Source organism: Verruconatronum alginivorum, assembly GCF_056590205.1.
In genome coordinates, this window is sequence record NZ_JBWPVQ010000001.1 from 4,839,694 (window position 1) to 4,857,732 (window position 18,039).

15 protein-coding genes are annotated in these 18,039 nt (G+C 56.9%); all 15 read left to right on the plus strand.

What is annotated here, in order from left to right; genetic code table 11:
- Positions 1–4 precede the first annotated feature (4 nt).
- Entirely contained in the window at positions 5–952 is a 948-nt protein-coding gene (locus tag ACWUI2_RS17735) for a putative nucleotide-diphospho-sugar transferase (RefSeq protein WP_486984185.1), read from the plus strand.
- 43 nt (positions 953–995) lie between these two features.
- A complete protein-coding gene (locus ACWUI2_RS17740) occupies positions 996–2,216 on the plus strand; it encodes a sugar transferase (RefSeq protein ID WP_486984186.1) in 1,221 nt (406 codons plus the stop codon).
- A gap of 86 nt (positions 2,217–2,302) precedes the next feature.
- On the plus strand, positions 2,303–3,766 hold the full coding sequence (locus ACWUI2_RS17745; RefSeq protein ID WP_486984187.1) for a nucleotide sugar dehydrogenase: 1,464 nt from the start codon (positions 2,303–2,305) through the stop codon (positions 3,764–3,766).
- 68 nt (positions 3,767–3,834) lie between these two features.
- Entirely contained in the window at positions 3,835–5,010 is a 1,176-nt protein-coding gene (locus tag ACWUI2_RS17750) for an outer membrane beta-barrel protein (RefSeq protein ID WP_486984188.1), read from the plus strand.
- 124 nt (positions 5,011–5,134) lie between these two features.
- On the plus strand, positions 5,135–5,743 hold the full coding sequence (locus tag ACWUI2_RS17755; RefSeq protein WP_486984189.1) for a polysaccharide biosynthesis/export family protein: 609 nt from the start codon (positions 5,135–5,137) through the stop codon (positions 5,741–5,743).
- 24 nt (positions 5,744–5,767) lie between these two features.
- Entirely contained in the window at positions 5,768–7,945 is a 2,178-nt protein-coding gene (locus ACWUI2_RS17760) for a GumC family protein (RefSeq protein WP_486984190.1), read from the plus strand.
- Positions 7,946–8,027: 82 nt separating this feature from the next.
- Positions 8,028–8,843 carry a polysaccharide deacetylase family protein gene (locus ACWUI2_RS17765; RefSeq protein WP_486984191.1) on the plus strand — a complete coding sequence of 272 codons (816 nt, stop codon included), beginning with the start codon at positions 8,028–8,030 and terminating at the stop codon, positions 8,841–8,843.
- Between the two features lie 45 nt (positions 8,844–8,888).
- Entirely contained in the window at positions 8,889–10,754 is a 1,866-nt protein-coding gene (locus ACWUI2_RS17770; RefSeq protein ID WP_486984192.1) for a carbamoyltransferase family protein, read from the plus strand.
- A gap of 13 nt (positions 10,755–10,767) precedes the next feature.
- Positions 10,768–11,337, plus strand: coding sequence for a hypothetical protein (locus ACWUI2_RS17775; protein ID WP_486984193.1), 570 nt, complete (start codon positions 10,768–10,770; stop codon positions 11,335–11,337).
- Between the two features lie 11 nt (positions 11,338–11,348).
- The gene (locus ACWUI2_RS17780; RefSeq protein ID WP_486984194.1) at positions 11,349–12,452 is read left to right on the plus strand and encodes an SGNH/GDSL hydrolase family protein; all 1,104 of its coding nucleotides are present in this window, start codon (positions 11,349–11,351) and stop codon (positions 12,450–12,452) included.
- Positions 12,453–12,598: 146 nt separating this feature from the next.
- On the plus strand, positions 12,599–13,477 hold the full coding sequence (locus ACWUI2_RS17785; protein ID WP_486984195.1) for a hypothetical protein: 879 nt from the start codon (positions 12,599–12,601) through the stop codon (positions 13,475–13,477).
- Between the two features lie 17 nt (positions 13,478–13,494).
- On the plus strand, positions 13,495–14,559 hold the full coding sequence (locus ACWUI2_RS17790) for a glycosyltransferase family 2 protein (protein ID WP_486984196.1): 1,065 nt from the start codon (positions 13,495–13,497) through the stop codon (positions 14,557–14,559).
- A gap of 15 nt (positions 14,560–14,574) precedes the next feature.
- Positions 14,575–15,501 carry a glycosyltransferase family 2 protein gene (locus ACWUI2_RS17795; protein WP_486984197.1) on the plus strand — a complete coding sequence of 309 codons (927 nt, stop codon included), beginning with the start codon at positions 14,575–14,577 and terminating at the stop codon, positions 15,499–15,501.
- Positions 15,494–16,927, plus strand: a complete 1,434-nt coding sequence (locus ACWUI2_RS17800; protein WP_486984198.1) for a protoporphyrinogen/coproporphyrinogen oxidase — start codon at positions 15,494–15,496, stop codon at positions 16,925–16,927. The genes ACWUI2_RS17795 and ACWUI2_RS17800 overlap by 8 nt, the downstream gene beginning before the upstream one ends.
- Before the next feature lie 20 nt (positions 16,928–16,947).
- Positions 16,948–17,970 (plus strand): NAD-dependent epimerase/dehydratase family protein, encoded by a 1,023-nt coding sequence (locus ACWUI2_RS17805; RefSeq protein ID WP_486984199.1) that lies wholly within the window; start codon positions 16,948–16,950, stop codon positions 17,968–17,970.
- Positions 17,971–18,039: the final 69 nt, after the last annotated feature.

Consider the following 18,039-nt stretch of genomic DNA (forward strand, 5'->3'; position numbering starts at 1 on the left):
TCTCATGAAAAAACAAAAAGGCCTCATCTACGTGGCATTTGGCTACGAATATCTCCTGATGGCCGTTCATTCGGCCCGCACCGCCCGGGAAAGCAACCCTGGGATTCGGTGCGAACTCATCACCAACGTGCAGTTCGACCATGACCGGTTGGACGACGATTATCGTTTCGACCAGGTGACTTTCCTGGAATCGAAATCCGAAGAGAACCGGTTCGTGAAGACCGACATCGTGAACCGGACCGATCTGGAATACGGCGCTTACATCGATTGTGATACCGAGATCCGCGGGAACCTCGACGAAGCCTTTGCGTATCTCGACCGCTTCGATCTGGCGATCAAGCATTGTTCCAAACCGACCCGTAAGATTTACGAAGTGGCGCCCGGACTCTCGTCGTTGAATTTTCCGGAGTGGAACGGGGGTATCCTCTTTTTCCGGAACAATGAAAAGACAAAAGCCTTCTTCCGGACCTGGAACGAAATTTTCCGCAGGGAAGGGAAGAACCGCGACCAGCCGGCCCTGGCCCGGGCGATGTATCACTCGGACTGGGGAGGGCGGCTGCTCTCGCTCAACGCCGTTTGGAATACTTTCCGGGCCGATCTTTCGCTATTGAAGCGGGGAATTGCCGATTCGCGGATCTGGCATTACCGTAAGGCGGAGGAGTGGCCGGCGGTTGCTCCGAAGATCCTGGCGGTGCACGAAGTGCTGAAGGAAGTGGTGACGGTCGACGAAGCCACGACGTCCACCGAACTCGAGGAAGTGGGACGGCGTTACCGCTTCCTCAGTTTGCGCCTGTATAAGTTGGCCTGTCGTCGGCAGGTTTTCCGGAAGAACCTCACCAAATTAGTCCAATCGCTGATTCGGCTCGGGGCGGTGCCCAGCTTCAAGGTAATCCGCGAGGACCAGGTTGCGGGCGAGAAGTATCAGGAAATTGGAGGCGAAGCGAGAACATGAAGTTCGTCCGCCGGAAGAAAAATCTCAATAGGAGGATGGTGTTATGAGTTACTGGTTTTCAAAGACCGAACGACCGATGATTAATGGATTTTCCACTCGGGGTGGGCCCCGGCGCCGGGTGGCTCCCGGCCGTCGTCGGTGGATTCCCCGCCCGGCGGTGGAGTATGACGATCCTCCGGAATTCCGGGGATTGGTCGAGGATGTCGTGGTGGCGCCGGTCCGGGAGATCGAGGCGTTCAACGAAGTCCGTGAACGGCGTGGGACCGCGGTGGCGGAGTTCTTCCAGCGTCACCTCGGATCGGCGGGAACCCGTTTGAAGATGCTCTGGAGCATCCGGCGGGAGCGGGTCGAGGCGTTGGAGTCCCGAATGGATTCGCTCTGTGTTTTGCAGCGGGTCAACAACTCCCGGTGGATCAACAAATATTTCCGGGCGGTCAACACCCGGTTGCGGGTCGGCGGGGTTTTCGCCGGTTGCCTGGAGGCCAACGATCAGCGGCGGACCCGGATCTTTCAGAAATATCCGCGAATCTTCGCTGACGTTTTTTACGCGCTTGATTTCGCGCTGCATCGGATCTGTCCGAAGATCCCGATCGTGAAACGGGCCTATTTCGCGATCACCCGGGGGCATAACCGCCCGTTGTCGACGGCGGAGGCGCTGGGACGTTTGGTGTCGTGCGGCTTTGAAATCATCGATTATCAAAGCATCGATGGCTTGACCTATTTCGCGGTGAAAAAGGCGGGGGATCCGATCCAACTGTCGAAGCCGACTTACGGACCGCTCTGTGCGTTGAAGCGGGTAGGAAAGGACCGGAATCTGTTGACGGTTTACAAGCTCCGGACGATGCATCCGTATGCGGAATTTCTGCAGGAGTATCTCTTCACCCGCAATGGCACGGAAGACGGGAACAAGATCAATGACGATTTCCGGGTGGCGGCCTGGGCGGGTTTCCTGCGGCGGGTCTGGTTGGATGAGTTCCCGATGCTGTTCAATCTCTTGCGGGGTGACTTGAAGTTGGTTGGAGTCCGGCCGCTGAGCGTGGCGAAATTCAAAACCTACGACGAGGCGCTCCAGGATCTCCGGACCCGTTACAAACCCGGGCTCATTCCTCCCTGTTATCTCGATATGCCGACGACCCGGGAAGATTTCTTCGAGTCGGAGCGCCGGTATCTCAACGCCTATGCCAAGGCCCCGTTGCGCACGGATATCAAGTACTTTTTCGCCGTGATGTGGAATATTTTCGTCCGGCGTGCAAGAAGCGCTTAGGGACCCCGGAGCGATCTCCGGGGCTCCCGTCGGGTATCTCCCTATTCAACTCTCCAAATGGATAAAATATAATCGGAACCACTAATATGAAAATTGCTATCATTGGCCTTGGCTATGTCGGACTTCCTCTCTCTCTGCAATTCACCTCTTCGGGCGTCGACGTGATCGGTCTCGATGTCGATCAGAAGAAGGTCGATTCGATTCGCGAGGGACGAAGTTACATCAAACACATTGAAGACGAAACGATCGCCCGGGCGTTCAATGCCGGACGTTTCACGCCCTCGACCGATTTCAGCCTGGTCCAGGATGCGGAAGCGATCATCATCTGCGTTCCGACTCCCTTGAGCAAATACCGCGAGCCGGACATGTCCTTCGTGTTCAACACCGGCAAGGCGATCGCTCCATACCTGGCGGCCCGGCCCGCCAAGCGACTGCACAACCGGGTGTTTGCCGAAGCCGAGGTCCCGGTCGGAGCGGGGGCCAACGGGCTGAATGGCAACCACGGGAACGGTTCGAACGGGTCGAACGGGTCGGCGTGGATTGACGGGACGGTCGCTTTGACCGATGCGACCGAATCGAATGGCGAAGCGCGTCCCAAGTTGGTGGTCCTGGAGTCGACCTCGTATCCGCGGGCGACCGACGAAGATTTGCGGGCGATTCTCGAAGAAGGGTCCGGCCTGAGGGCGGGAGTCGATTTTCATCTCGCCTTCTCGCCCGAGCGGGAAGACCCGGGCAATCCGATGAGCAAAGTCGGGGCCATTCCGAAGGTGGTCGGCGGATACACTCCGGCTTGTTTGGAGCGGGCGATGGAAGTCTATTCGAAAGCGATCGAAAATCTCGTTCCGGTTTCCTCCTGCCGGGCTGCCGAGGCCACGAAGCTTTTGGAAAACATTTTCCGCAGCGTGAACATTGCGCTGGTGAACGAATTGAAGGTGGTTTACGAGGCGATGGGAGTCGACATCTGGGAGGTGATCGAGGCCGCCAAAACCAAGCCGTTCGGATACATGCCTTTTTATCCGGGGCCTGGCCTCGGCGGGCATTGCATTCCAATCGATCCGTTTTATCTGACGTGGAAGGCGCGGGAATTCAACCAGCACACTCGATTCATTGAGTTGGCGGGAGAAGTGAACACCAACATCCGTAATCACGTCATCGCGAAGGTCAGCGAAGCGTTGAATGAAAAGCGGAAGGCGATCAGCGCCAGTCGCATTCTCCTGGTCGGCCTCGCTTACAAGGCCGATGTGGACGATACCCGGGAATCGCCCACCTTCGTTCTAATGGACGAACTGAAAAACCGGGGCGCCGAGATCGCTTATTTCGATCCATGGATTCCGGAAATTCCGCCGACCCGCGAGCATTCGCACTGGGCGGGTGAGAAGTCCGTCGAATGGAATGAGGAAACGATTGGATCGTTCGATTGCGTGGTGATCAGCACCGCCCACAGCAATGTCGATTACCGGCAACTCGGGGAGTGGAGCGACTGCATCGTCGATACCCGGAACGCGATGGCGAAGGCCGGGGTGACGGGTCCGAAGGTGATCAAAGCCTGAGGCGACCTGTCGGCGTTCCACACACACTCTCTCTCTCCCTCACACACACTCTCTCTCGTGACGTATCAATGACTGGCAGTAAATTCTCTCTCAAATATTGGTCCAGCGGCTTTCGGATTTGCGCTTTGGCGGCGGCGATTCCTTTCCTGGCGCCAGGGGCGGCGAAGGGGTTGGTCCCGTTTCTCGACGGGGGAATCTTCATCGATGTCGCGGGAGGAGTGGCTTACGATACCAACATCTTTTCCAACGAATCGGAAGTCACCGACGCATACTTCACCTTGGTTCCGACCTTGCAGTATCGGCGTGCCGCCGGGGTGCTGAACCTGGAGTTCGATCTGGGAGTCGAGTTGTTGCACTTCGTCGACCAACAGGATGAAAACGCTTTAAACCCGTTCACGAGTTTGACCCTGCTCTATCCAAACCGTGAGGGGCGGGATCCGCGGCAGGTGCGGTTCAACTTCCGGTGGCGGCAGGATAGCGGTGCCCGGCAGTTGATCGGGGAACGCCTCGATTCGGAAACTTTGAACGTCTCCCTCACCGGGAGAAACCGGGTATCAGATCGGCTCGCCTTGCGAGGAGACATCAGTTTTGAAAACGAGCAATTTGGAGGCGGGGTTTACAGTGAGATCGAAATCCTGACTTTGAGCTTCGAAGGGATCCATGTTTATTCCGATAATCTCGAGACCTTCCTCGGCTATCGTTACCGTCATACTCAAACCGCCGGGGTGGCGCGGCGCGCCTTGAACATTCACGACCATCTCCTGCAAGGGGGAGCGGAAGGTCAGTTGGCCTCCCGCACGGTCGGGAGGGTCTCGGTTGGGGTGCAGAACCGGTTGTTTGGCGAAGACGATATCGCCGATGTGATCCGTCCCTACGGATCGGTCTCGGTGACATGGACGCCGCGGGCGCGGACGGCGTTCACGGTGCTCGCGCTGAAGGACTTTTCGGTGACGCCGAACGATCGTTCGGTCGACGGGACCGAGTTCCGGGTCACCTTGAACCAAGGGGTATATCGTGGGTTTTCGTTGGAGCCGACACTGGCGGTCATCAATCGAAGGGTCGACCGGCGAGACGAGGAGACCCGGGTCGATGACCGCTACGAGGCGGGGATCGGCTTTCTCTACGCCCTGGCGAGCGGCGCCACGACGGCGCTGCGCTATTCGTATCAGAATCAGGACTCCAACGAATCCCATTTTACTTATGAACGGCACGTGATCGATTTTTCCGCCAGGATCACCTTCTAGGGGTTCCCCGGTCCTGCCACATCCACATTTTCAAAAAAAAGAACCAGTTCGAAATGATCCACGTATCGGAGGGCTCGCGCCGGACGGAAGGGTCGGTTTTCGGACGAAACAGATGAACCGGACAATGAAAACACTGATCTCACGAACTCTCTGGCTATGGATATGTATCCAACTCTCTATTACCGTCGCACACGGTCAAGGCAGTGGGGCGGTGCCTCGCAACTACACCTTGGCGGTCACTGACCAAATCAGCTTCTCGGTGCTGAACGAACCCGAGACGTTGACGGAGCAACGTATCGACGGATCCGGGAGCATCCAGGTGCCTTATCTCGGGTCGGTCCGGATCGCCGGGCTGACCGTTCGGGCGGCGGAGCGGGGCATCGAGCAGGCCTACATCGACAATGATATTTTCCTGAAACCTCAAGTGACGATTCGAGTGCTGGAATACTCGGTCCGGGAGGTGTCGGTGTTGGGGCAAGTGAACAACCCCGGGAAAGTCTCCTTTCCGATCGAGTCGGACCAGCTCGATATCCGGGCGGCGATATCGGAGGCGGGTGGTTTCACCAACATCGCCCGTTCCCGGTCGGTGACGGTGACCCGCCAGACCCGAACGGGAAAGATTTCGTTCAATGTGAACGTCGACCGGATGTTGAGCGGGCGGCGAAGTGATTCGGCCGAGACGTTTTACGTCCAGCCGGGGGATGTGATTCACGTTCCCGAGCGCTTCTTTTAATCCAGCGAATTTCCATCCATTATTATGAGCCAATTTGAAAACAGTCGATCAGCGGATGGGGGCAACCCGACCGCGGAAAGTCAATCTCTCGAGCTACGGACCTGGAGGGATTATTATGTGATCATTCGCGAGCGCCTCTTCCTGGGGGCTGGTGCGGCCATTTTGATTGCCGGCCTTGTCGGATACCTGATGATGTCGCAACCACCGCTCTATGTCTCGACCGGCCAATTGATTTTGGACGATCAAGGCGAGCGGGTGCTGGACGTTCCTCATGTGGTGGACACCGGTTTGGATAGTGGGCGTCAAATGTGGCGGGTCTCGTTGGAGAATCATATCAACCAATTGCGGAGCCGGAGCTTCCGGAATTACGTGATCGATTCCTTCACCGAAGAGGAGCAGGAACTGCTGTTGCGGGCGCACCTGTCGGACAACCCGCGCCCGTCGGTGCGGGGAGTGGTCCAGGGAATCGAAGTCGAAGCGGTCCCCGATAGTTTCATCATTCAAATTCGGGCCAGCCATCGCGACTCCGAAGCGGCGGCGCTGATCGCGAACCGTTATCTCAGCCGTTACCTCGATTTTAGCCGGGAGCGGAGTCACGAGGGCACTTATGGAGCGATCAAATTCCTGGAGGCCCGGGAGGAGGAACTTCGCGAACAGATCGTCGAAGCCGAAGCCGCGGTGCGGGACCATCGGCGGGAATTCAATTTGGTCGCGGTGGACGAAAACCAGGACCTGCTGGCCCGGCGACTCGATTCGGTGAACCGGGCTCTCGCTGAGGTTCGGATGGATCGGATGCGCCTGGAGGCGAGGTTGCGTCAGGTCGAGACGATGCAGCAGGAGGGGCGCAATTTGCTGGAGGTCTTTTCGCTGACAGCGGGAGGTGCCACTCCCCGGGTGGTCAATGAGCTCGACGATCTGCGCAAACAACGCGAAGTGATGTCTCAACGCTACGGCGCGCGGCATCCGGAAATGATCGCCAACCAACGGGCGATCGAGACGGCGGAGAAGTTGATCGCCGACAACATTGAGTTGGCGGTGGCCGACTTGCGCAACCGGATCGAGAACGCCAGGGACAACGAAAGCGGCCTGTCGGAAACACTGAGCGGGCTGGAGCAGGAGAGTCTCGCCCTCGATGACGCAAAAGCCCATTACGAATCGCTGCAACGGAAGGTCGAATCGGTGCGGGCGACCCATGCCCGAATCCAAGGCCGGTTGGACGAGACGATCCTGCTGAGTCAGATGGAAGATTCCCGGGTGAGGGTCTTCGATATGGCGCGGGCGTCGGGAACGCCGTCGGAGCCGAATATCACCCGGGCGGTGATGTTGATGGTGTTTCTGGGGGGATTCTTTTTCTTCGGCACGCCGATCGGATTGGCGGTGATCGACAACAAGTTGAAGAACGCCCGCGACGTCGAGGATTACCTTCAGCAAAAGTTGCTTGGTGAAATCTCGACCGTCAATAACCTCAAGCGGACCCAACGTCCCCATGTGGTGGCGGAGGAAAGCGATGATCGGGCCGCCGAGAGTTTTCGCAGTATTTTCAGTCAAATGCAACTGACCTCGCAGACGGGATACCCGAAAGTGATCCTGGCGACCAGCACGATTCCGGGCGAAGGAAAGTCTTTTGTGGTGAATAATCTTGGGTCTTGTTTCTCGGCCCATGGCAAGCGGACCCTGATGATCGATTTCGATCTTCGACGCCCGTCGCTCCATCGCTTTCATAGTCGGTTGAACAACGGCGGCGTGTTGCCGTGGCTCGATTCGGACGAGTCGATGGACCGGGATCCGACCGCGGAGGATCTGGGGATCGCGGAAGTCGGGCCGGATCTCTTCCTGCTCGGTTCCGGGGGCCAGACCAAGCGGGCGACGGAGGCGATCGAACTTCCCTCGGTGGTGCGGATGATCGAGGCATTGAAGAAGGAGTTTGATGTAATCCTGATCGATACGCCGCCGCTCGGAGTTTTCACCGACGCCCTGCCGTTGGCGCGGATGGTCGACGAGGCAATTTACGTGGTGCATTTCGGAAAAGTGGAGCGCCAGCAGGTCAGGAAAAACATCCGCCGAATCACCGAAACCCGGGCGAAATTGCTGGGCGTGGTGATGAACGGAATGCCCAATGGAGCGCGGTTTTCGCACTACTATTCCGGGTATGGATTCCGCAACTCTGAATACACCAATTACTACATGAGCAGAAAAGACTGATCGGGAAAACCCTGAAATCGAAGGAACGTGGGCTCCGTTCCTTTCGGACGGGGGTGTTTCCGTTTATGGTCTTGGTCCTGACATGACGAAAAACACCGCCAAATACCCCGACACAGGGAAAAAATCCGCCAAGCGATCCCGCTATTCGTTCCGGGAGAAACTGGTCCGTGTCGCGATGAACCGGATACTTGGGACCGTGGCGGGAGTCGCGACCGGAGAGAAGGTGGCCGCCTTGACGTTTGACGACGGACCACACCCGGAACATACGCCCCGGCTGTTGGAGGTGTTGGAACGTCACGGCGCGAAGGGGACGTTTTTCATGCTGGGGGAGATGGCGGAAAGACACCCCGAAATCGTTCGCCGGGTGATCGACGGAGGGCACGCCGTCGGGAACCATACGTGGGATCATCCATCAATGCCGCGGATTTCTTCCGCGGAACGAAGGCGGCAGATCCGCCGGTGTGCCGCGGTGACCCGGAGCGACGGACCCCGGTTGTTTCGTCCTCCCTACGGACATCAGAATCTGGCTTCGAGGCTGGATTCGCTGCGGATGGGTTACCAGGTGATCGGGTGGACCGCCCATGTCGAGGACTGGTGCCGGCAGTCTCCCGAAGAATTGGCCAATCGCCTCCGGACCAAGAATGGACCGGGGGCGATCTTATTGTTGCACGACGCCTTGAACGACGTGAGGGATGCCGGGGCGGTCGATCGTGATTTTTGCATTCGCGGGCTCGATCTATTCTTGAAGGAGGCGGGCGGCGATTACCGGTTTTTGACCATCCCCGAATTGCTGAAGCGAGGCCCGGTCAAGCGCAAGCTTTGGAACAAGGAAGGAGATGAGGCTTGGGTCGAAGGATGCACGACCCGTTGGGCGGAGGCATATACCCAAACGGAGTAGCACTCTCCAGAAGGGGATACGACCGATGCGTAACAACAATTTTATATGTCCACGAACACGAATGAACACATACTGGGAATATCCGCATTCTTTCATGACTCGGCGGCGACACTCGTCAGGGATGGCGAGATTCTGGCCGCCGCTCAGGAAGAGCGGTTTACACGAAAGAAAGGAGATGAACGATTTCCGGAAAACGCCGTTAATTATTGTTTGAAAGAGGCCGGCATCGGCATGGGGGACGTCGCCCACGTGGTGTTTTACGAGAGCCCCTATTTGAAATTCGATCGATTGGTTGAAACGTGGCGGGCTTATGCGCCGAAGGGGTTCGGGGCTTTCGCGAAGGCTTTTCCGCTTTGGAGCGGTCAGCGAATGCGGGTTGCCGCGGAAATCCGGGAGAATTTGGGCAATGAGTTTCGGGGAAAGATTTCCTACACCGATCATCATCTGTCGCATGCGGCCTCGGCCTTTTATCCGTCGCCCTTCGAACGGGCCGCGATCCTGACCTTGGATGCGGTGGGAGAGTGGTCGACGAGTTCGATCGGTTTGGGAGAGGAAAACCGGATTCAGCTATTGCAGGACATGCGGTTTCCGCATTCGATCGGAATGCTGTATTCGGCGTTCACCTACTACACTGGATTCAAGGTCAATTCCGGTGAGTATAAACTGATGGGATTGGCTCCCTACGGAGAGCCGAAATATGTCAATTTGATCCGCGATCGACTTCTGCGGATCTTTCCGGATGGAACCATCTGGATGGACATGAGCTACTTCAGTTATTGCGAGAGCCACACCATGACGTCGGAAAAATTTCACGACCTCTTTGGGGGGCCGCCGCGGAAAGCCGAGGAAACGATCCGGCAGAAAGACATGGATTTGGCCGCGTCAATCCAGAAGGTGACCGAGGAGATTATTTTGAACGGGGCCCGGCACGCACATGAAATAACCGGCGAGGACAACCTGGTGATGGCCGGAGGAGTCGCGTTGAATTGCGTGGCCAACGGCAAGCTGCTGCGGGAAGGTCCTTTCAAGCGGATCTGGATTCAACCGGCGGCCGGCGACGCTGGCGGCTCTCTCGGGGCGGCCCTCCTGTTGTGGCATCAGGAAATGGGACGGCCGAGAAAGGTCGTCTCAGGGGACGTCCAGAAAGGATCGTTTCTGGGACCTGCCTTCGACGACGACCGGGTGCGCCTCGATCTCGACGCGATGGGAGCGGTTTACCACCGGATCGAGGATGAAGACGAATTGTTGGAACGGGTGGTTGATTTGATGACCGATGAAAAAGTGATCGGTTGGTTCCGGGGGCGAATGGAATTCGGGCCCCGGGCGCTCGGGGGACGGAGCATCATCGGAGACGCCCGCTCCGAGAAGATGCAGCAAAAGATGAACGTGAAGATCAAATACCGGGAGTCGTTCCGGCCGTTCGCGCCCTGCGTGCTGCGGGAGCGGGCCCATGAGATCTTCGAAATCCGGGAGGATCAGGAGAGTCCATACATGTTGTTGGTGGCGCCGGTTCGGGAGGAACTTCGGCGGCGGTTGAATCCGGAGGAGAAGGAGAGGATGAGGGATCCGGATCTACGGGTGCGGGTTTCCGTTCCCCGCTCGACAGTGCCGGCGATCACCCACGTCGATTATTCCGCGCGCGTCCAGACCGTCGATGAAAAGCGGCACGGTCGCTATTACCGGTTGATCAAGAAATTCGAAGAAAAGACGGGATGTCCGGTCATCGTGAATACCAGTTTCAACATCCGGGGAGAGCCGATCGTTTGCAGTCCGGAGAATGCCTATCGATGCTTCATGGCGACCGATATGGACTGCCTGGTCGTCGACGACTACCTGTTGTTGAAGGAAGAGCAACCGGTCGGCCTGATGCCGGGAATCGAAACATTTAAAGAGAGCATTGCGCTCGATTAAAGGAGGGACCGGTATGATCTATTTACCAAAAACACCGACCTCGACGTCGGTCGCAAGCTTCTGGATCGTGATGGCGATATTGGTGGCGATCGTCGCCGGAGTTGTCTATTTGACGATCCTTCCCTCATCCGGGCTACTCGTCGGAGCGGTCTTGCTGGTCTGCGGACTCCTGACCCTTGCTGTCTGGCGGCCGGGGTTCGCCAGCGCGGGTTATCTGTTTTACGTCAAAGGTCAGCGAGGGGTGGTTATCCCTTTGGTCCGGATCTATTTGTCGGCGATCGTTTTTTACGGATTGATGGTGGGAAACCGCTTGACGAAGAGTCGGCTTGATCTTGCCGGAATGGAGGAGATCGGATCGATGTGGCGTCCGAAGGTGGTGGGTGCGGTCGCGGGAGGAGGAACCCGGGAATCGCTCTCCGAATCGGTCGATGAAGAAAGCTGGGGCCGGAATTTCTATCAATGGATCAAGGAGACTGGAAATTGGTGGATGGTCGGACTCATCCCTTTCATGGCGATGATCCATGCCTTGGACTTTGACCGCAAGAACACCTCCGCTCCGTCGGAGACTTATACCCTGTATTGAGAAATCGAATCATGAAACTATTTTTAAATGCAATCTACGTGACCGGAGGCCTGCTGCTGACACTTCCGGCGCTGATGGTGTTGATTCCTCTTTGGGGAGTCAATTTGATGATCAACGCGGTTCGGTCGCTGGTTGGTTGGGGGGCGATCGAGTGGGATCAGATCCTCCGGTTTGAACCGCGGCTCGGATGGCAACCTCGGGCGAACTTGAAGGCCCCTTATTTCGACCGGATCGGCGACAAGTGTTGGATCGAGACCGACGGAGAAGGATGGCCTGGTCGGGAACCGATGGAAGAGGCGGACATCGTTGCCTTTGGCGATTCTTTTGCTTTCGGATACGGCGCGCCGGGACGGAAGGCCTATTTTTCCCTGACCCGCGGACCGCGGATCAAGGCGATTGGCGCTCCCGGTTACAGCATGGTGCAGGCGGTGATGTTGATGAAGCGGTATGCCAGCCGCTTGAAGGGAAAGACGGTCCTCTTCTTCGTGTGTGTGGAGAATGACTTGGCGGAGAATTTGAAGGCCTACAATCCGAGGTTTTACACCAATCCATTCGTGCGGAATCCCGGAGGCGGGGAGAACTGGGAGATCGCGTCGGATCACGTCACTGGAGAGCGTTGGATGCAAGGTGGCCCTGGGACGAGCAATCGCCTCCTCTTTTCCAGTCTTTGCACGGATTCGCCGTATTCCGACCGGGTCTTTTCCGCCGCCCGTTATCTGATTGGTGAAGCCAAGAATTTGTGCGATCAGGTCGGTGCGGAGCTTGTTGTATTCACGATTCCATACAAATATCAATTGAGCGAACGCGGGATCCGGCAGTTGAAAAAGTTTTTGCCCGGCAAGAACACGGAGACATTCGATTCGGAAAAACCCGACAAGGCGATCGGCAAGATCTGCGGGAATCTGTCGGTTCCGTTTATCGCCGGAGCCCGTTACCTGACGGTCGACGATTACAAGATCCGGGATGGCCACTGGAACGCGCGGGGTAACCGCACGGTCGCGGCAATTCTCGATCGATTCCATGAAGATAGGGCATCGAAAGCGAAGACGACGACGTTTGAGCGCGATGATACGCTTCCATTTCCGGATCTGCGTCAGATGCGGGAAGGGGCTTGAGGTTGATTCGTTACATTTTTCGACCAATTGGACTCGCGAAGCTTTACCTTCATCGCCGAATTTGATATAACTTCGGGATGAGCAAATCCAAGAGTCCTCCTGGAAAGGATGGTGGCGTTGTACCGCTAAAGAGAAGAATCAGACGGATGATTGTAACAAATCTTAAAACCGCCCGGACCAGCGATGCTTTCGTCTTCCGGGCAGGAAGAAAGATCGGGAACACGGTGGCGCGCTGGCCGGCGCATTTTCGCCGGATTTGGTATCGGATAAAATACGGTGTGCCGGCCGGAAGCTTCTTTCTGGAGATTTCTCCCCGGGACGTGGTTTACGCCGATATCGACGAATACGGGAACCGGGGGATCGAGACGAGACCGACCTCCGAAATGGTGGCGCGGGTGATTGATGGAGATTGGGATCTGATCCGGTCGCCCCTAGAGGAGTGGCATATTTTCAAAGGGTTGCGCGCCTTCCTGATCGAAGGGAAGGACCTGAAGGAAACCAGTTACTACAACGACGGTTCGGGCCGCAACCGCTACATCTCGGATCGGATTTGGTTCTGCATCACCGAGCGCAATTTCGAAAAGGAACGGGATCGCAACCGTCGGATTTTCGATACGCTCAAGAATGGCGGCTTCCGGAGTCAGCGGGAAATGGGCAGTCCTGATATTTTGGATGAAGTCTGTGTGAAAATCGGACGCCGCGGGGAGCTCCTTTTCGACAACTCGATTCACCGCATGGTCATTTCGAAGCTTCTCGACCTGCCATTGATCCCGGCGGTGGTCACGGTGCGCCATGCCAGGTGGGATGAGCTGAGACGCGAGTTGTGGTGGGAGGCCAGGCGGGTGAGCAAGCGGTCGGCGGACCCGGTCGAGGTTTATCCTCATCCGGACCTCCAGGAAATTCCCGTTACTCCCGTCGGTTGGAAACGTTTTCGCCAAGCGGTCAGTCAATCGGGTGTCTCCCGAAGGGAACCCCTGGGGCGAGCCACCGGGAAAGCGTTGTTGCCGGAAGAAACCCCCATTTAAACTCTCTCCAATACCCTATGAAGTCCTCCGAGAATAGATCGAAGGTGACGGCCATCGTCACTTGTTATAATACGGCCCGTTACCTTCGGCAGGCGGTCCAAAGCGTCCTGGATCAAACGCACCGGAATTTGGAGTGTTTGATCATCGACGACGGCTCGCGTGACGAAACATCGGAGATCGCTGCGGAATTGTGCCGGGAGGATTCGCGGGTTCAATATTTCCGCAAGGAGAACGGAGGACCGGGATCGGCCCGTAATTATGGATTCGAACGGGCCACCGGCGATTGGATCCAAACGCTGGATGGAGACGATTGGATCGCGCCGGACAAAATCGAGCGACAACTGAAGGTTGCGGCGGAGACCGGGGCCGGTTGTCGCCAGGTGTTGGTCTATTCCGATTACGAAATGGTTTTCCACGATGGGGAGGGAGGGGTGCTCCGCCGGGTTCCGGTGGAAGTCGGAGACTTGACCCGGGAAGAGATCCTCGCCCAAATCCTCGGGAGACGGTTCGGCGGCGGAACAATTCCGATCTCGACGAACAGCATTTTGTATTCGCGGGATATCTGCGAGCGGCACCGTTTCGACGAAACGATGACTTCCTCCGAGGATCTCGAGTTTTACTATCGGATCCTGCAGGAGGATATTCACTGCGTGTATGTCCCGATGTGCAGCATGTCGTATCGCCAAAACGCTGACAGCATTTCAAAGGACGTTCAGCGATCAAATCTCGGCTACACGGAGTTTCTGGAAAGAGTGTTGGCGAAGGATAAGGACCATTTGCGAACGTTTCCCAACCTGGCCCGGATGTTTCAACGGGCGTTGCGGAATTCCGACCGCGACACGGTGAATCGGCTTTGGGCGATTTTGTTCGAATCGGCGGCCCCGGTATATCTGAAGATCCGAAACCGGAATGTTAATGTTCGATGGTTGATTGTCGCCGGAGCCCGTCTGGGACAATCGGCCCGAATGGAACGGTTGATGTCGGGCTCCGGAACAGAAAAAACCGCGAGGACCGCATCCGAACCGGCGGAGGATGAACGGGTCGTCGCTGACGGGGAAGTCCGGATGGGAGGAAAAGCTTAAGAATATCTACTGACCATGAAGAAAGAAAAACCTCTGGTAACGATTGGAATACCGACTTACAACCGCGCTGGATCGTATTTACGGCCGGCTTTGGAAAGTGCGTTGAAGCAGACGTATCCGAATCTGGAAATTATCGTCTCAGATAACTGTTCTCCGGACCGGACCCGGGATTTGGTGGAAGGTTTCGGCGACGAGCGGATCCGCTATTACCGGCACGATCCGGCGGTGAAGCCCCACAGGAACGCCGACTTCTGTTTGGCCGAAGCCAAAGGAGAGTTTTTCCAGTTGCTGCACGACGACGACCTTATTGATCCGGATTTTATCGCCCGGTGCGTGGAGGCGCTGGAAGGGAAGGAGGTCGGATTCGTCCGAACCGGAGCTCGGGTGATCGATGCGCGGGGAGGGGTGATGAAGAGCCGTCCGAATCGGGACTTCGGGAACGATTTTTTTGCATTTTGTGATAATGTCCTGAAAGGGGGAGCCGTCACCTATTTTTGCAACACGCTTTACCGGACGGCGGATTTGCGTGAAGTCGGTGGCTTCCGTTCGAAAGGTCATGCCTATCATGATATTCTCACGAACATCAAACTGGCGAGTGCGCGAGGCTGGATCGATTTGGAAGAACCGCTGGCCTCCTATCGAATTCACGGGTCGAAGATGGGCGGTGCGACCCATATTGGCAAGTGGTGCGAGGACTCGATCGCGATTGTGAATTTGATGTGCGAGTTGCTGCCGGAGCACAAAGAGTATTTTATGAAGGAAGGGATGGACCGGATGTGCCGAAGGAATTTCACCAAGGCCGACCGGATGATGAATATGCCGATGAAATTGCAGGCTTTCGCCATAATCGCTCGGAAGTATCGATTCCGTCACGTTCCGTATCGATTTGTAATGTCCCGTTTCATTCCGGCGGCTTTCAGTGGAGGTGCGAGCCGTGGATGATAAACTGACCATCCTCGGGGCCGGCTTGGCGGGCATCAGTGTTTCATCGCACGCCGGTCACGGAAATTGTGAACTGTGGGAGCGGAACCCGTATGCGGGCGGGCACATACAGTCGGAGGTATTAAACGGCTTCACCTGGGACGAGGGACCTCATTTATCTTTCACGAAGCATGAGTATGTGAAGCAACTGTTCGCGGAAAACGTCGAGGGTGATTTCCTGGAGTATCCGGTGGTGACCGGCAACTACTTCAAAGGGGAGTGGATTCCACATCCGGCCCAATCCAATCTCTACGCGGCTCCCGAACCATTGCGTTCCCGTTGTGTTGCCGATTTCCTAAAAGCCCGCGAACGTCCCGATGACTTTACTCCGGCCAATTACCAGGAATGGCTCCATTATGCGTTTGGGCGCACCTTCGCCGAGACCTTTCCGGCGGCATACACCCGGAAATATTGGACGACGGAACCGGCGAACCTGACCACTGATTGGGTGGGAAAACGGGTCTATTTCCCGAGTGTCGAGGATGTGACGAACGGAGCGAAAGGACCGTTGCCGGAGCAGACACATTACATCAAGGCGATCCGGTACCCGAACCGGGGCGGATTTGTTTCTTATGCCCGCAAAATGATGGAAGGGGCTGACGTGCGGCGCAACCGGGAGTTGACCCGGATCTCGTTCCGGGAGCGCGAACTCTTTTTCGCGACGGGCGAACGTCGGCCGTTCGAGAAACTCGCCATCACGCTGCCCCTTCCCGTGGTGATCCGGCAAAGCGACGCTCCCGGCGAAATACAAGAGGCGGCCAACGCCCTAAGTTGTTCCTCGGTGCTGATCGTCAACGTGACAGCGGCCCATCCTACCGTTCGCCCGGAGAATTGGATTTATGTGTATGACGAAGACAAATACACAACCCGGATCAATTGTACGGAAAAACTCTCGCCCAACAACGCGCCGGCTGGAAAGACCGGGATTCAGGTCGAAGTTTATTTTTCGAAATATCGTCCGATGGAGGAGTCCGCGGAACATGTGGCGGACAAGGTTTGCCACGAGTTGTTGGAGATGGGCCTGATCAAGTCGCCGGAATACATCGAGTCCGTTCATACGAAATGGGTCCCCTGGGCGAATGTGATCTTCGATCATGGGCGCCGCGATGCCCTCGACACTGTCCTGGGGTGGCTGGAGCGTCATGGGCTGGAGCGGGAAGAGGATGATTTGGAACCGGTGTCGGATTGGGACCGGCGGATCCCGGCGACGCGTTCGAGCTCTCGGCAGACCCTCTTTTTGGCCGGCCGTTATGCTCAATGGAAATATTATTGGACCGATGACTGTGTCTTGCGCGGCGTGCAGGTCCGCAAGCAACTGGGATTGCCGCCGGTATTGGAAGGGGACCGGCGAATCCACGGCAGATCCGAGCCTCTGAACACCCGTTAAACCTCAGAACAAACAATGCGATGTCTGTAAGCGAGCCCTTGATTACCCCTGTTGATTCCCGTCGATCGAAGCGAATTCTCGTGACCGGATCGAATGGATTCGTGGCTCGCAATTGTCTCGCGCCGTTGGTGGAGCGGGGATACGAGGTGCATGCGCTCCACCACCGGAATCCGCCCGCGCCGGTTCCGGATGTGCGATGGCACCGGGCGAATCTGATTGAGCCGGGGGTGCCGGAACGATTGATCGAACGAATCCGACCAAGTGCCTTGCTGCACATGGCGTGGATTGCGACTCCGGGGATTTACATGACCTCGATGGATAACATCGCCTGGCTGGAATCGAGCCTTCGTTTGTTGCGATCGTTTCAGGAGAACGGGGGACGTAGGGCGGTCGTCGCCGGCACCTGTTTCGAATACGATTGGAGTCACGGTTTTTGCCGGGAGTGGGAGACTCCCTTGAGTCCGACGACTCTCTATGGGTCTTGCAAAGATGCTCTGCGCGTCGCCTTGTTTGGACTGGCCCGGGAGACTGGATTGAGCACCGCGTGGGGACGAATCTTTTTTTCCTATGGTCCGCGTGAGTATCCATCCCGGTTGGTCGCATCGGTCGTTCGCTCATTGTTGAGGGGCGAGAAAGCCGATTGTTCGCCGGGGACCCAGGTCCGGGATTTCATGCATGTCGAAGATGTAGCCGGAGCATTCGTTGAGCTGGTGGAGAGCGACGTAACCGGTCCGGTCAACATGGCGTCCGGTCGTCCGATTGTATTGAAGGATCTGATTCATTGCGTGGCGGACGAAATCGGACGATCGGATCTGGTCAACCTTAACGCCTTCCCGATCCGCCGGGGTGAGCCTCCTGTGCTCTTGGCGGACGTAAGACGGCTGCGCGAGGAAGTCGGCTTTGTCCCACGCTACGACCTTCGGCAAGGGATCAGACAGACGATCGCTTGGTGGCGCGAACATTTGGAACCCGCGCCGCGGAGCGACGGAAATGGAAAGGAAGGCGAATACGCGTCGAGCGTGGCAGGCCGTCCTGCGACGTGATTTAGCGTTCCCCTCAAGCCCCTAAGAATGCGCGGCAGGGCTGGTCGCTGTATTCATACGATTTCTTAA